This window comes from Parasedimentitalea denitrificans (genome assembly GCF_011813015.1).
Taxonomy (GTDB): domain Bacteria; phylum Pseudomonadota; class Alphaproteobacteria; order Rhodobacterales; family Rhodobacteraceae; genus Parasedimentitalea; species Parasedimentitalea denitrificans.
This window is the reverse complement of the sequence record NZ_QHLQ01000003.1, coordinates 253,570-267,500: the sequence shown is the minus strand read 5'-3', so window position 1 is coordinate 267,500 and position 13,931 is coordinate 253,570. Positions and strand designations below refer to the sequence as shown.

At 52.8% G+C, this 13,931-nt stretch carries 14 protein-coding genes; 10 read left to right on the top strand and 4 right to left on the bottom strand.

From position 1 onward, the window contains the following. Positions 1 to 196: 196 nt before the first annotated feature. From fliP to fliF, 4 genes are read right to left on the bottom strand one after another with little or no spacing between them, the layout of a single operon-like run. Positions 197 to 940, bottom strand: coding sequence for a flagellar type III secretion system pore protein FliP (fliP, locus tag DL239_RS05800; RefSeq protein ID WP_167683045.1), 744 nt, complete (start codon positions 938 to 940; stop codon positions 197 to 199). Then, positions 937 to 1,233 carry a FliM/FliN family flagellar motor switch protein gene (locus DL239_RS05795; RefSeq protein ID WP_127750699.1) on the bottom strand — a complete coding sequence of 99 codons (297 nt, stop codon included), beginning with the start codon at positions 1,231 to 1,233 and terminating at the stop codon, positions 937 to 939. Before DL239_RS05795 ends, fliP begins: the two co-directional genes overlap by 4 nt. Further along, positions 1,226 to 1,822, bottom strand: a complete 597-nt coding sequence (locus DL239_RS05790) for an ABC transporter ATP-binding protein (protein WP_167683044.1) — start codon at positions 1,820 to 1,822, stop codon at positions 1,226 to 1,228. Before DL239_RS05790 ends, DL239_RS05795 begins: the two co-directional genes overlap by 8 nt. Further along, entirely contained in the window at positions 1,822 to 3,492 is a 1,671-nt protein-coding gene (gene fliF / locus DL239_RS05785) for a flagellar basal-body MS-ring/collar protein FliF (protein WP_167683043.1), read from the bottom strand. The genes DL239_RS05790 and fliF overlap by 1 nt, the downstream gene beginning before the upstream one ends. 119 nt (positions 3,493 to 3,611) lie before the next feature. Here fliF and DL239_RS05780 point away from each other — a divergent pair, with 119 nt between their 5' ends. The 10 genes from DL239_RS05780 (at position 3,612) to DL239_RS05735 (ending at position 13,850) form a co-directional block, all read left to right on the top strand. Beyond that, on the top strand, positions 3,612 to 4,133 hold the full coding sequence (locus DL239_RS05780; RefSeq protein ID WP_167683042.1) for a flagellar basal body-associated FliL family protein: 522 nt from the start codon (positions 3,612 to 3,614) through the stop codon (positions 4,131 to 4,133). 9 nt (positions 4,134 to 4,142) lie between these two features. Next, positions 4,143 to 4,589, top strand: a complete 447-nt coding sequence (locus tag DL239_RS05775) for a hypothetical protein (RefSeq protein WP_167683041.1) — start codon at positions 4,143 to 4,145, stop codon at positions 4,587 to 4,589. Continuing rightward, positions 4,589 to 5,200, top strand: coding sequence for a MotE family protein (locus DL239_RS05770; RefSeq protein ID WP_167683040.1), 612 nt, complete (start codon positions 4,589 to 4,591; stop codon positions 5,198 to 5,200). The genes DL239_RS05775 and DL239_RS05770 overlap by 1 nt, the downstream gene beginning before the upstream one ends. A gap of 77 nt (positions 5,201 to 5,277) precedes the next feature. Next, on the top strand, positions 5,278 to 6,147 hold the full coding sequence (gene motA / locus DL239_RS05765; RefSeq protein WP_167683039.1) for a flagellar motor stator protein MotA: 870 nt from the start codon (positions 5,278 to 5,280) through the stop codon (positions 6,145 to 6,147). Continuing rightward, positions 6,144 to 8,540: a hypothetical protein gene (locus DL239_RS05760; RefSeq protein ID WP_167683038.1), complete on the top strand. Its 2,397-nt coding sequence runs from the start codon at positions 6,144 to 6,146 to the stop codon at positions 8,538 to 8,540. Before motA ends, DL239_RS05760 begins: the two co-directional genes overlap by 4 nt. Before the next feature lie 252 nt (positions 8,541 to 8,792). Continuing rightward, positions 8,793 to 9,488: a transglycosylase SLT domain-containing protein gene (locus DL239_RS05755; RefSeq protein ID WP_167683061.1), complete on the top strand. Its 696-nt coding sequence runs from the start codon at positions 8,793 to 8,795 to the stop codon at positions 9,486 to 9,488. A 72-nt stretch (positions 9,489 to 9,560) separates the two neighbouring features. Next, entirely contained in the window at positions 9,561 to 11,594 is a 2,034-nt protein-coding gene (gene flhA / locus DL239_RS05750) for a flagellar biosynthesis protein FlhA (RefSeq protein WP_240931758.1), read from the top strand. Then, the gene (locus tag DL239_RS05745) at positions 11,591 to 12,367 is read left to right on the top strand and encodes a flagellar biosynthetic protein FliR (RefSeq protein WP_167683036.1); all 777 of its coding nucleotides are present in this window, start codon (positions 11,591 to 11,593) and stop codon (positions 12,365 to 12,367) included. Before flhA ends, DL239_RS05745 begins: the two co-directional genes overlap by 4 nt. Beyond that, the gene (flhB, locus tag DL239_RS05740) at positions 12,364 to 13,449 is read left to right on the top strand and encodes a flagellar type III secretion system protein FlhB (RefSeq protein WP_167683035.1); all 1,086 of its coding nucleotides are present in this window, start codon (positions 12,364 to 12,366) and stop codon (positions 13,447 to 13,449) included. Before DL239_RS05745 ends, flhB begins: the two co-directional genes overlap by 4 nt. Further along, positions 13,449 to 13,850, top strand: a complete 402-nt coding sequence (locus DL239_RS05735; protein ID WP_167683034.1) for a hypothetical protein — start codon at positions 13,449 to 13,451, stop codon at positions 13,848 to 13,850. Before flhB ends, DL239_RS05735 begins: the two co-directional genes overlap by 1 nt. Positions 13,851 to 13,931: the final 81 nt, after the last annotated feature.

Below are 13,931 nucleotides of genomic sequence, written 5' to 3'. Positions count from 1 at the left end.
TCCACGTCCACGTCCACGTCCACGTCCACGTCCACGTCCACGTCCACGTCCACGTCCACGTCCACGTCCACGTCCACGTCCACGTCCACGTCCACGTTTATTTGGGATTTACTAGTCGTTGACTGCGCTAAAAACAGAAAAACCTCTGGTTGGGATCCCAACCAGAGGTCAAAATTTTAACAGGGTCGTGGAGTGGCTATGGGTAATAGCTACGAACCAAGGAGCTGGCGATCAGGGTCCAACCGTCGGCGACCACGAAGAATGCCAGTTTAAACGGAAGCGACACCACGGCAGGGGGGACCATCATCATCCCCATCGACATCAAAATTGCCGCGACTACCAAATCAATGATGAGAAATGGCAGGAAAACCAAAAAGCCAATTTGGAAGGCTCTCGAGATTTCCGAAAGCAGAAAGCTGGGGATCAGAACGGATAATGGAGCGTCTGGGGTTGGATCAATGCCTTCAGTTCCGGGGCGCAGATCTGACATTGCATAGAACGTATCCGCATCCAATCGGGCAGCCATAAAGGCGCGAAACGGCTCAAGTGCACGGGTCATCGCCTCTTCTACACCTAACTGCTCTTCGATTAGGGGGCTGATGCCATGGGTCCATGCGTCGTTGAACACTGGTTCCATTACAAAATAGGTTAGAAACATCGCCAAGCTGATGATCAGCATGTTGGGCGGTGCCTGCTGCATCCCCATACCCTGCCGCACAATCGAAAGAACCGTTACAAGAAACGGAAAGCAAGTGATCATAATGGCCAGGCCAGGGGCCAGGCTAAGCACGGTAAGCAATAGAATGAGCTGAATGGATCGAGCGGAAATCGATCCATTGTCAGCCAGGGACAGGTTTAGTTCCTGAGCCTGTGCGACCTGCGGCATCGCCAGCAGCGTAACCGCTGCCAGCGCCAAGAAAATGAAAGATCTTTGGATCATCCGAGCCCGCTTTGTAGATCTGCAATTTCTGTCAATCGAACGGCCAGTTGTCCGGCTTGATCGCCTTCCAGTTCTTCCAATTGACCGCGGGCCACCAGGCGGTCACCGACATATAGGTCAACTGGATCCTCAACACGCTTGTCCAATGTCAGGACAGCGTTTTCGCCGAGGTTCACCAGATCACGGATCAAGGGCCGGGCTTTTCCAACGGAAACCACGACTTCGACGGGAACTGAATTAAACGGGTTGCCGGAGTCAGCAGTTTTCATCTTGAGATCGGCGTTATCATCCATAGTTGGCATCCTCTTTAACTTGGTAGGAGAAGGCATCAACCGACTCGCGGATTGAGTCGAGCAATGCCCCACTGTTGATTTCACGTTCTAGGTCGCCAACGCACAGGTAAGCCTGACCTGGGGCCAGATCGTTGTTTTCACGTACTTTGATGTCGACAGAAAAGTTCTGCGTGAGAGCTGATCGCACGCCGCCGGCTTCACCTGCTGCAACTGTAATTACCAGTGGCTGATCCGTTTGGCCCTTTGCCATGTCAGTCAATTGATCGACGATGTGATGACCGAAACTTGCCGCCATTGCATCGGGTAAGATGGCACTGGTCAAAACTTTGAACATTGGATCAAGCGATTCGATGAGCTGGCTTTGCGCCTCGTGAAAGGTAAAGCTCATGTCCTCAAGCGAGTTCGCCAGAGTTGCAGAAACCTTGCTCGTTTCCTGGTCATGAGCTTTGACCGAATCGTCCCATCCAGCTGAATACCCGTTCTCAAAGGAAACCAGTTTCTGTTCTTCTAGCAGTTCATCTGAAACCGTCGCGACGGGTTCAACTTTTCCTGCATTCCCAAAATCTTCTAGTAGGTGAGCAATAGTCATCAGGCTTTCTCCTCGCTCTCTTCAAGCCAGCCACGCAGAATTTCGACTGTTTCTTCTTGGCGGTCCCCGATCATTGAACGAAGCCGGTCGACTGGATCGTCGGAGCCGCCACCAAGAGCAGGAAGCCCACCCATGTCGCCGAGGCCACTCATATCACCCATGCCACCCATGTCGCCGATGCCAGCCATAGCTCCAAAGTTGTCATCGATTTCGCCGGTTAGGGGGGCCATCTCCATGCCTTCACCCATATTTGGGTTGCTCATAAAGTCGCCGGATCCCAGTTGGGGTAGATCTGACATCATGTCCGGAGCCTCAATGGCATTTTGTGGTGCTTTGTTAGCGAAGATTGGGCGGACTACGAATAGTCCGAGAATCAGGCTGACAATTGCCAAGGCTGCAAGTTGGATTAGTGCCATTGCATCGAAGAAGACGTTATCCATCATTGAGTTGGAGACGACGGTTCCCTGCGGTTCGATTGTAGGCAATTCCATCGACTTCAGGGTAATGACATCGCCACGTTCTTCGTTGAAACCAACAGCAGCCGAGATCAGCTCCTTCATTGCCGACAGTTCTTCCTCGGTACGAGGGGTGAATTCAGCAGTTCCCGAAGAATCTGCAGATGAAAGTCCATTCACCAGTACCGCAATCGTGAGGCGTCTGATGGCGCCAGGACCACGTGTGACCTGCATTTCGGTTTCCGAAATCTCGTAGTTAACGCGTTCCCGGGTCGAAGTCGTGTTAGCTTTGGATCCATCACCCGAGGCAGCATCACCATCCGGAATGTTTGAAGCCACAGTGACTTCACCCGATTGGTTGCTCGACGAATCGGCGCGTTCTTCTACATCGGTGCTAATGGCGACGCGGCTTTCCGGATCAATGCGCTTTTCACGGATCGTTTCGGTTTCGGTGACGATGTCGACACTAACCTCAACAACAGCATTTCCCTGACCAACACGTGCCTCAACCAAGCGAACAACCCGATCGCGAATCGATTGTGTGCGATCATCGATGCCCGTGCCTGTGGAGCCTGTTGCCTCAGGAGAGCCAATCAACGCGCCATTGGCGTCGATCACTGCAACATTTTCGACCGAAAGACCGGTAACTGCTGACGCAATAAGGAAGCGAACAGCGTTGGCCTGGGCCGGAGAAATAGGTGAACCTACTGGAATCAGAGAGACTGATGCCGTTGGTTCAACGCTCCGCTGAAAGGGATTCGATCCAGTGTTGGCAATGTGGACCCTAGCCTGAGATATATAAGGACTAGCGACAACAGTACGGGCCAACTCACCTTCTTTTGCGCGCCAGTAGGCGGCGTCAAACATTTGAGAAGTTGTGCCAAAACCACTGAGCGAATCGAGCAGTTCATATCCGCGGCTGCCATTTGCGGGTAAACCTTCACCTGCAAGGGTCATCCGCAGTTCGTCGCGTTGTTCCACGGGCACATAAATGGACCCGCCTCGCACTTCGTACTCGGTACCACGCTGTTCCAGCGATTGTACCACTTGACCTGCCGAGGCACTGTCGAGCCCGGCATAGAGTAATTTCATTGTGGGCGTATTCGCCACACGGGACATTGCAAGCACGCTAAGAATCATAATGACCGTGGAACCCACGATGATCAGACGCTTGCGCGTATCCAAACCTGCCCAGACATTCTTGATCTGCTGCACCTTAACCTCCGTCGCACCGACATTCTGATCGGCTTGCAACTGTTTTGACGTATCGGCCTTAACATTCGGTTAGCCACTATGAGGTTATGAAGAGATTGTACGACGTTTTAGGAATAGCCATGACAGACGCTGTAGCGAACGTAGAAGATACGCCGGCGAAGCCGAGCAAAATGCCACTGATCATAGGGTTAGTGCTGGCGATTGCTGGTGGGGGCGGTGGTTTTTATGCCGTCCAGGCTGGCCTGCTTCCATTTGGAAAGCAGGCAGAATCGGATTTGGTGCAAGCGGACCACGCTGAACTGACCGGTGTAGACAATCATGAGTCGGCGGAAGACATCGCCAACCTTGCTTTCATTGAAATGGACCCTCTGGTGATAACGCTGCGTAAAGCAGGCGGTTTGAAGCACTTGCGGTTCCGCGCGCAGCTTGAGGTCGATGTGGCCCATCAGGTTGAAGTCGAAAGAGTTCTGCCGCGTGTTGTCGATGTACTGAATAGCTACCTCAGAGCTTTGGAAATATCGGATCTGGTTGATCCTATGGCGCTTCCAAAACTGCGGGCGCAGATGCTGCGACGGATCAACATTGCTACCGGACAGGGGCGTGTTCGGGATTTGTTGATCATGGATTTTGTATTAAACTAGGAGACCGGGATGGAAATGATTGCAGATATCCTGCTTGTTGCAGGGGCCCTTGGGTCTGGATTGTATTGCTTCGTGCTGGCACGGCGGCTGAATCGGTTTAACGACCTGGAAAAGGGTGTTGGGGGTGCGGTTGCCGTGCTGTCGGCCCAGGTTGATGACCTTAACAAATCTCTGGTGGCAGCCCGTGCGATGTCTGATGGCTCTACTAAGTCATTGGAAGCACTGACTGGCCGTGCTGAAACAGTCGCTCAGAGATTGGAATTGATGATGGCTTCGATGCACGATTTGCCTGCTGAAGTCACTAAAAGCCCGCAGGCCAATGAAGAGAACGACGCCTTGGCAGAAGCTCTGGCATCGCCAGCTAAATCGGAAAAGGTTTCGTTGGATGAGCCGGAAAAAGCATCTTCGGGTTTGATGTTTGTTCGTCATAACCGTAACCAAAGTCGGGTTGCCTGATGACCAAAGCAAATAAATCCAAGAATGCACGTCGGACTCGTGTTGGCACTTTGTTCATGTTGTCGGTTCTGTTGCTTGGTTCAGCTGCATTGCGTCTTGGCTTTGAAGCTGGTCCAGCAATTGCCCGCGAAGTTGCTAGCCTTCCAGAGGCCGAAACACACAGTAATGATGACGTGAAGCACAGCGAATCGATACCATCGTCGGCTGAATTGCAGCACATGTTAGTTGCGTTCCAGCAGCGCGAAGACGCTCTGGCTGCACGCGAAGCTGAGATCGAAGATCGGATGAAAGCGATGGAGATTGCAGATCAGGCGATCACCCAGAAACTTGCGGCACTTCAGTCAGCTGAGGCCAACCTGGAAGCAACGTTATCTTTGGCTGATGGTGCGACCGAATCGGACCTGACTCGTCTGACGGCGGTTTATGAGCAGATGAAGCCAAAAGAATCAGCTCCGTTGTTTGAGGAAATGGATCCAGGTTTTGCTGCTGGCTTTCTTGCTCGGATGAAACCCGAAGCGGCAGCTGGAATCATGGCCGGTCTTAGCCCTCAGGCGGCTTATACAATCAGTGTTGTTCTGGCAGGGCGTAACAGCTCGGTACCAAAAGAGTGATTCCTGTTTCGAAGCTTAGGAAGTTTTAATCCGACTCACCTAGGCTGATTAAAGATAAAGAAATTCGGAGAGCCCTTATGATCGGCATTCTTGGTATTACAATGATTTTCGTGATGGTGTTCGGTGGCTATCTTGCCGCCGGCGGCAAAATGGGAATCATCCTGAAAGCCATGCCATTTGAATTGATGATGATCGGCGGCGCCGGAGTAGGTGCCTTTATGATCAGCAATGATATGGCAGGCATTAAACATACGCTGAAAGACATGGGAAAAGTTTTCAAAGGCCCCAAGTGGAAGCCGGAAGACTATCGTGACTTGCTTTGCCTGTTGTTCGGGTTGATTCGGATCGCACGCGCCAATCCGGTTGAGGTGGAGCAGCACATCGAAGACCCGGAAAACTCGACAGTCTTTGGCAAGTACCCAAGGATTCTGGCCGATAAAGAAGCCGTGAACCTGATTTGCGACACTATGCGTTCGGCTTCGATGAACTATGACGACCCACATCAGGTCGAAGAAGTTCTCGAAAAGCGCATTGAGGCTAACCAGCACCATGCTCTTCATTCCAGCCACGCGCTGCAGACACTGGCCGATGGTCTGCCCGCCTTGGGAATTGTTGCGGCGGTTCTGGGTATCATTAAGACAATGGGCTCTATCGATCAGCCACCTGAAATTCTGGGTAAAATGATTGGTGGCGCGCTTGTTGGTACTTTCCTTGGGGTGTTCCTGGCATACGGTCTCGTTGGTCCATTTGCCGCCAAGGTTAAAGCGGTGACTGAGGAAGACGCGCACTTCCATCAGTTGATTCGCGAAGTTCTGGTCGCCAATCTTCACAATCACGCTGCAGCGATCTGCATTGAAGTCGGACGTCAGAATACTCCGTCGCATATCCGTCCTGGGTTTTCTGAACTGGAAGAAGCCCTGAAATCTGTGAAACAGGAAGCCGCATGATCCGTCAGGCAGTTGCATTATCGGTCGCACTTTTGGCGGCCGCTCCGGCTCAGGCCGAGACCATTGTCGCCCGCTCGGGCGAGCATGATGGGTTTTCTCGTCTAGTTATGCGGTTGCCTGAAAATGCAAAGTGGTCGCTAACCCGGGCCGGTAAAACGGCAACTTTGAAAATTAACCGTCCTGGGGCAGTTATTGATACGTCCCAGGTGTTTAACCGAATTCCACGCACTCGCTTGCAGTCATTGCAACAGAGCGGAGCAGGAAACCCACTTCGGATTCAGCTTGGATGTGATTGCGAAATCAAATCCTATGTCCAAAAAGATGGCTATCTGGTCATCGATATTCGGGATGGTAAGGCTGGACAAACTTACTCAACATTCAGTGGTGTATTGCCCCTGGGTCTTCCATCAGGCGGATCTGGTTATCGGTTCAATCTGTCTCCACAACAAATTCAAGAATCGCCAATGGAGCTGGATCTGGCTGCAGCGTTTGCGGGGCGTTCGGCTGCGATGGGGGGAATTCCTCAATCGGTTCATCTACAGCCTGTAGAGGCGCCCGAACCAGAACCACAGCCAGAAGTCATTTTGCCCGGCCCGTTGGCAGATTTGCGCCAAGCGGAAGAGCCGGAGCAGCGGGAGATAGCTCTGCCGTCGGTGGATCTACTATTGGATATGGATGAAACTGCGCGTGCGGCAGCGGTCAACGCGTCCGAGCAGCGTCTATTGCAGCAAATCGGGCGAGCGACCAATCAAGGCCTGTTGGATCTGGTCGTGACTGAGGTCACTGACGAGAATGCTCCGAACATAGTTACGCCGCTTGATACACAAGACCGACCAATGAACCCATTGGACCACCTGTCTGTGACCACAGCAGTGGATCGGGAAATGGGGATGATGCCGCAGCTGGCGCCAGATGTTGATACGCCGAAACACTGTAGCCGATCTTCGGAATTGGCCGTTTACAATTGGGGTGGCGAGTCATCTTTTGCAGATCAGGTCGGGCCACTCCGTGCAGCTCTATTTAAGGAGTTTGATCGGGTAGACTTGGACACTGTTCTGACTTTGGCCAGGACCTATCTCTATTTTGGGTTTGGTGCAGAGGCCCGTACTATGCTGGATATGTTGCCAACTGGCGATGCTCGTGGGGATAAACTGTCGGCCATGGCTGTTCTGATGGACGGTGGACAATTGTCAGCTACGCATCCTTTTGCCGGGCAACAGTCCTGTGATAGTGACGCGGCTTTTTGGGCTGCCCTTGCTGATGGTACTTTGAAAAGAAATGCCAACACCGAGGCGATTCAGCAAACGCTGGCGCGTATGCCTGTGCATTTGCGTGTTCACCTGGGGCCCGAAATCAGCACATTGTTCGCCGACTCTGGTGATCAACACATGGCCTCTGCAGCTTTGCGCTCTGTTGATCGAACCGGCGTTGAGGACGTTCCAGATATCAATTTGGCGCAGGCGGCAATCGCCGATATGGCCGGGGACACAGAAACTGTGGCCGAAGAATTGAAGGAAGAGCTGGCGGAACGCACCGAAAATGCTCCACGAGCGCTGATAGAACTGATTAAGCTTAGCTACAAAGAGCGTAAGGCGCTTTCTCCTGATCTTCCTGAACTGGTTGCATCTTATGAGCTGGAGATTCGCGATAGCGAATTGGGAGCTGAGCTTCGTCAGGCAGAAGTTATGGCTCTGTCGTTGACCGGTAGTTTCACCGAGGCCTTTGCTGCGCTTAACGATCTACCAGATCAAGATGGCCCAATTGCCTATGCTGATGCTGTTGAGCCGGTTATGACACTTCTGACCGAACGTGCAAACGACGTAACATTTTTGCAATACGCGCTCATCTTTGCTGAGGACGCAACTGCGGCAGAAGCAGTACCTGTGGCTGATGTCATGGCACGTCGCTTGTTGGATCTCGGTTTCGCGCAGCAGGCTCAATCCTTGTTGATGAAAATGGCTCTGGAGCCAAAAGATGAAGCGCGTCGGTTGATGATGGCCGAGGCCGCCTTGGGTATGGATTTGCCTCACAGGGCATTGGTGGAATTAATGGGGCTGGATGGCCCTGCAGCTAACAAACTTCGGGCTCAAGCCCTGTGGCAGAATGGGGAATTTGGCCGAGCTGGCGAGTATCTACTGGCAGAACAAGAAGTTGACGCTGCAGCGCGCGGGTTCTGGCATTCCGAAAACCTAGAGGCAATAACGCCCGGCGATGATGGGCAATTCAGCCAGGTTGCAGATGTTACTGCTCAGCTGGATGCGCAAGTCCAGGGGCCTGAGGACATGTCACCATTGGCGCATGCGCGTGCTTTGGTTGAAAGCAGCGTAGGGACACGCACTCAAATTGAGGCTTTGCTGCAAGGTGTTGCTCCTGTCGACGATGGCGAAGAGTAATACAACGGTTCAGTTATCCATAGGACCTGATCTACAACATTGAGCACGCAGCGGCCGCCCAACACGGGCGGCCTTTTGCGTTCCGCGATAACTCTTTGTCAATCCTCTGGGCCTACCTTAGGGGAGGGAAAACCCAAATCTGGAATAGGCAGAATGCCGAATAAAAACAAAGAATTGTGCTGCAGAACGTCCGTAATGCGTTGCGTGTTTCCTGAATTAAAGGGAATCACCGCCGCAATTTTCTGCGTGGCGATGCTATTTGGGGCGTTACCTATGGGCAGTGCCCATGCATCCGCAAAGCAACACGTGGCCGCGCTGTGTGATATGGCAGCGCAACGTGCGGCGCGGGATTCTGGCGTGCCACTGGATGTTTTACGTACAATTACCAGAACCGAAACGGGACGCGGCGGTAAACAGGGCCTGCAGCCTTGGCCTTGGACTGTGAACATGGAGGGCGCTGGTAAGTGGTTTGAAAACGAAGATGAGGCGCGTGCCTACGTCTTTTCTCATTTCAAACGCGGCGCCCGCAGTTTTGATGTTGGTTGCTTCCAGATAAATTTCAAATGGCACGGATCTGAATTCGACTCGATTGATCAGATGTTCGACCCGGTTGCGAATGCGCAATACGCTGCCAAGTTCCTCAAGAAATTATACGCTGAAATGGGCGATTGGTCCAAGGCCGCCGGGGCTTACCACTCCCGCACTCCGACCTATGCAAACCGTTACACCGCACGCTTCGATCGAATTCGTGCCGATTTGTCACCTGCAACAACGGTAGCAGCTCTGCCAGGCCGAACCCGCCGTCGCAATTCATCTGATGGGCCGCTTCCACTGGCCAGTCTTCACACGCCGTCACCGCTGATTTCGCAAGGTTCTGTTTCCATGGGGTCGTTAGTCCCTATGGCCGGTTCCGTTGCATCGTCACGTGCCCTGATAATGATTGAATGAGAGCTCATCAAAGTGCCTAATCTATCAACAAAAGAGCTGTTCAGCCCGACCATATTGCTAGCGCTTGCGCTGATGGCGATCATTGTAATGATGATCTTGCCTGTGCCTGCCTGGATCCTTGATGTTGGGCTCGCCGCCTCGTTTGGTTTGGCGATCCTAATCTTTACGATCACTCTGTTTATCGAGCGGCCGCTGGAATTTTCCGCTTTTCCAACGGTTCTGCTCGCTTCATTGATGCTGCGACTGTCGTTGAACGTATCATCGACCAAGCTGATCATTGGCCAGGGTCATACAGGGACTGACGCGGCTGGTAACGTGATTCAGGGATTTGCGCAGTTCGTCATGGGCGGCAGCGTATTCTTGGGCTTGGTGGTGTTTGGCGTCCTGTTGATCGTCAACTTTATGGTCATCAACAAGGGTGCAACCCGCATGGCCGAGGTCGGCGCCCGTTTTGCCTTGGATGCGATGCCGGGCAAGCAGATGGCAATCGACGCGGATTTGTCCTCGGGTGCGATTGACCACGCCGGCGCCAAAGAGCGACGTGAGCGGGAACAGCAGGAAACCACATTCTACGGGTCCCTCGACGGTGCGTCGAAGTTCGTAAAAGGCGATGCTGTTGCCGGTTTGCTGATTACCATGATGAACTTGCTCATGGGATTGGCCATGGGTGTTCTGGTTCAGGGTATGCCTATTGGCGCGGCGTTTGAAACCTATGCCATTTTGACTGTTGGTGATGGTCTGGTTTCACAGATCCCATCGGTAATCATTTCGATCGCTGCAGCCCTGTTGCTGGCCCGCGGTGGAAACCAGGGTACAACTGACGTTGCGATTGGTGATCAGCTGGGCAGGCATCCTGCAGCATTGGCAACTGTCTCCATCTTGATGTGCCTGTTTGCCTTGGTGCCGGGGCTGCCTTTTGTCCCCTTTATGATCGGAGGCTTAGTTCTTGGCTTCATAGCATATCAGATGCACAAAAAGATCGCTGCAGAGGCAGAGGCCGAAATTGAAGAGCAGATCGAAGAAGGCACAGAAGCCGTAGCTGCGAAGCCATTGGGTGACATTCTGGATCTGGATGATGTGCACCTGGAGTTTGCGCCGGATCTGGTTGGTATGGTGCTGGATGCGGGAACAGGTCTGGATACCCGAATTGCCAACATGCGGACCCATGTGGCGGGTGTCTTTGGCTTGATTCTACCTGAAATTCGACTGACGGATGAGCCTGAGCTGCAAACAGGAACTTACCTGATCAAGGTGCAAGGGGTTGAACAGGCCCGTGGTACTTTGCATCCGGATATGGTGCTGGCGCTGATGCCAGACTCACATGAGTCCCTTCCCAGTGGCACAGATGTGACTGAGCCAGTCTATGGTGCGCCAGCACGATGGATTTCGACGACACACCAGGAAGACGCCGCGCTGATTGGTGCTACAATCGTTTCCCCACCGGAAATTCTGGCGACACACCTGCTCGAGGTAATGAAGCAGAACTTCTCTAGACTGCTGACCTTGAAGTCACTGCGCCGTCTGTTGAACGAGATGACACAATTGTCTGATACGTTCCGGTCCGAGGCCAACAAAAAGCTTTTGGATGAACTGATCCCGGACAAAGTGCCAATCGATACGTTGCATGCGGTTCTTCGTCTATTGCTGGATGAGAAAGTTTCAATCCGGAATATGCCATTGATCCTAGAGGCCATTGCTGAGGCCCGGATGCAAAGCACTCAGCCAGAGATGATCTGCGAACTTGTTCGCCAGCGTCTTGGTTTCCAGCTGGTTGCCGAAATGAAACGTGAAGACGGAACCATCCCGTTGGTTCAGCTGGCTCCGGAGTGGGAAGATAAATTCTCGACCTACCAGATAGACACTCAGAATGGTGGGATGGATATCGCCTTGCCACCGGATCTCTTTAATCAACTGGCTGAGGGGCTGTCTGATAGGCTGAATATGATTTCCGAACAGGGAATATTCCCTGCAGTGGTCACATCGACCCGCCGCCGCCGTTACCTGCGCACAATCCTAAAGGCGCGAGGTATTGCAAACCCAGTGCTATCCTTTGAGGAAATCGGATTGGATGCCCGTCCGGCACTGGTAGGAATGGTCGCCGCATGACGCCGTTTCTGTCGGCCGAACTTGTAGCGCTCTTGGGGGCTGGGTTCTGGCAAGGGGCCATTGTGTTCCTGCGTGTTTCGGCTGTCACCGCGATGCTCCCCGGGTTCGGAGAGCAGTATGTGTCGACACGTATCAAACTGGCGATTGCGCTGGCGTTCACGTTTATCGTGGCGCCAGCCTTGCCCGTTTTCCCACAACCTGACAGCCTGATGCACTATGCCAAATTTGTGGTGACAGAATCGATCATCGGTTTGGCGCTTGGGGCCAGTATTCGGTTCTTTGTTCATGTTCTTCAGACAACCGGGTCAATGGCGGCGCAAGCGACATCTTTGTCCCAGGTTCTTGGTGGTATTGGGTCAGAACCGATGCCTGCCATTGGTGCAGTTTTGCTGATCAGCGGCTTGGCCCTGGCAATGATGATGGGGTTACACGTCCGCGTTGCCGAGTTTTTGATCTACTCCTACCAGATGTTCCCAGCCGGGGAGTTCCCAGACGGTAGCGGGTTGTCTGAATGGGGTGTCTATCGAGTTTCAAGCGCCTTTTCGTTGGCGTTTACCTTGGCCGCACCATTTCTGATTGCGTCGGTGCTGTACAATCTGACCCTTGGTGTCATCAACCGAGCCATGCCGTCACTGATGGTTGCTTTCGTTGGTGCGCCGGTGATTACGTTTGGTGGATTGTTCATTCTCATGGTTGCCAGCCCAATGATCCTAAAGGTCTGGAGCGAGGCCTTGATGACGTTCTTTGCTGATCCCGGAGGTGGGATGCCATGAGCGGACAGGACGATGATACAGACAAGTCATTTGACCCGACGCCGGAAAAACTAAAAAAGGCGCGGGAAAAAGGTGAAGTTGCTAAATCCACTGATCTCTCGGTGGCTGCTGCTTATGCCGGTTTAGTCGTTGCCTTCTACGCCTTTGGCGCCGGTTCTGTTCGGTCACTTGGATCGGCCTTGATGATGTTTCTGGATCAACCTGATCGTTTGGCACAGTTGTTTTTTGAAGGCCCGGCTGCCGCTCCGACCGGCGGGTTGATGTCTGCAGTCAGTAGCGCCGTTCTGCCGTGGTTCTTCATACCTTTTGCTTTGGTGCTCTTATCAATAATCGGCCAAAAGGCTCTTGTATTTGCGCCCAGCAAACTAGCGATGAAGCTGTCGCGCATTTCTGTCATTTCCAATGCCAAGAATAAATTTGGGCGCGCCGGGCTTTTTGAGTTCGGCAAAAGTTTTGCCAAGCTGGTGCTCTATTCGGTGTGCCTTGGGTTCTATATGAACCTGCGCCTGCCAGAGATGATTGCCTCCTCCGCGACCAGCGCCTTTACAGTGGTCGCTTTGTTGGCTCAGTTGGGGATGGAATTTCTGTTTATTGCGCTGGTTATATCGCTTGGAATCGGTGTGATTGATGCCGGTTTCCAACATGCTGAACATCACCGCAAAAATATGATGTCGCGCAAAGAAATCCAGGATGAGACGAAGGAGTCCGAAGGGGATCCTGAAATGAAGGGCAAGCGACGTCAACGCGCGATGGAAATCTCTATGAATTCGATGATTGCCGAGGTTCCTAAGGCTGATGTTATTATCGTTAACCCAACCCACTATGCGGTTGCGCTGCAGTGGGGTCGTGAACGTGGAACTGCTCCGACCTGTGTTGCCAAAGGGGTCGATGACGTTGCGGCAGTAATCCGCCAGATTGCGAATGAACATGCAATTCCAATTCACAGCGATCCGCCAACGGCGCGGGCTTTGCATGCAACGATCGAGGTCGGTGATGAGATCTTGGAAGAACATTACGCACCGGTGGCTGCAGCTATTCGGTTCGCAGAAAAAATACGACAGCGCGCTAAAGGACAGGTCTGATGAATCAGAAAAAACTGGATCAAATGGCGGCCGTTACCGAAGCACAGTACTTGCGTGAGCATGCCAAGATCAAACCGATCCTGGATGAGGACGCCGCTTTGCGTGGGAAAATCGCCAAGCTTGATGCCCAGATAAAGGAAACACGCCAACAAGCTGAAAATGACCATGCCATGCGTGCGCTGGGCGCTGATTTGTTATGGCAAGGCTGGCACAGCCGGACGCGTCGGCAGCTCAACATCGAGCTCGCTCAAGTTACGGCGCGCAAGCTCAAGGCAATGGACCAGGTCCGCAAGGCATTTGGCCGTAAACATGCGGTTCAGACTATGGCAGATGATGAGCGCAAGCGCCAGAAGCTGGAGCGTATCAAGAAGCTTGAGGCACAACTGCTTGGGCATGCTTGATTGTAAGCTGTAGTTTCTATGACTGAAGCTCACGCGTAACTTAGCAAGACTGCGCAGTCAGTGTTCAAAATAAAAGGGCCA

Excerpts from the sequence above, each read along its gene's own strand:
- fliP (WP_167683045.1), bottom strand. The coding sequence starts at position 940 with ATGATCCAAAGATCTTTCATTTTCTTGGCGCTGGCAGCGGTTACGCTG.
- DL239_RS05760 (WP_167683038.1), top strand. The coding sequence starts at position 6,144 with ATGATCCGTCAGGCAGTTGCATTATCGGTCGCACTTTTGGCGGCCGCT.
- DL239_RS05790 (WP_167683044.1), bottom strand. The coding sequence starts at position 1,822 with ATGACTATTGCTCACCTACTAGAAGATTTTGGGAATGCAGGAAAAGTT.
- flhB (WP_167683035.1), top strand. The coding sequence starts at position 12,364 with ATGAGCGGACAGGACGATGATACAGACAAGTCATTTGACCCGACGCCG.
- DL239_RS05780 (WP_167683042.1), top strand. The coding sequence starts at position 3,612 with ATGACAGACGCTGTAGCGAACGTAGAAGATACGCCGGCGAAGCCGAGC.
- flhA (WP_240931758.1), top strand. The coding sequence starts at position 9,561 with ATGGCGATCATTGTAATGATGATCTTGCCTGTGCCTGCCTGGATCCTT.
- motA (WP_167683039.1), top strand. The coding sequence starts at position 5,278 with ATGATCGGCATTCTTGGTATTACAATGATTTTCGTGATGGTGTTCGGT.
- DL239_RS05775 (WP_167683041.1), top strand. The coding sequence starts at position 4,143 with ATGGAAATGATTGCAGATATCCTGCTTGTTGCAGGGGCCCTTGGGTCT.
- DL239_RS05795 (WP_127750699.1), bottom strand. The coding sequence starts at position 1,233 with ATGGATGATAACGCCGATCTCAAGATGAAAACTGCTGACTCCGGCAAC.
- DL239_RS05745 (WP_167683036.1), top strand. The coding sequence starts at position 11,591 with ATGACGCCGTTTCTGTCGGCCGAACTTGTAGCGCTCTTGGGGGCTGGG.
- DL239_RS05770 (WP_167683040.1), top strand. The coding sequence starts at position 4,589 with ATGACCAAAGCAAATAAATCCAAGAATGCACGTCGGACTCGTGTTGGC.
- DL239_RS05755 (WP_167683061.1), top strand. The coding sequence starts at position 8,793 with ATGCTATTTGGGGCGTTACCTATGGGCAGTGCCCATGCATCCGCAAAG.
- DL239_RS05735 (WP_167683034.1), top strand. The coding sequence starts at position 13,449 with ATGAATCAGAAAAAACTGGATCAAATGGCGGCCGTTACCGAAGCACAG.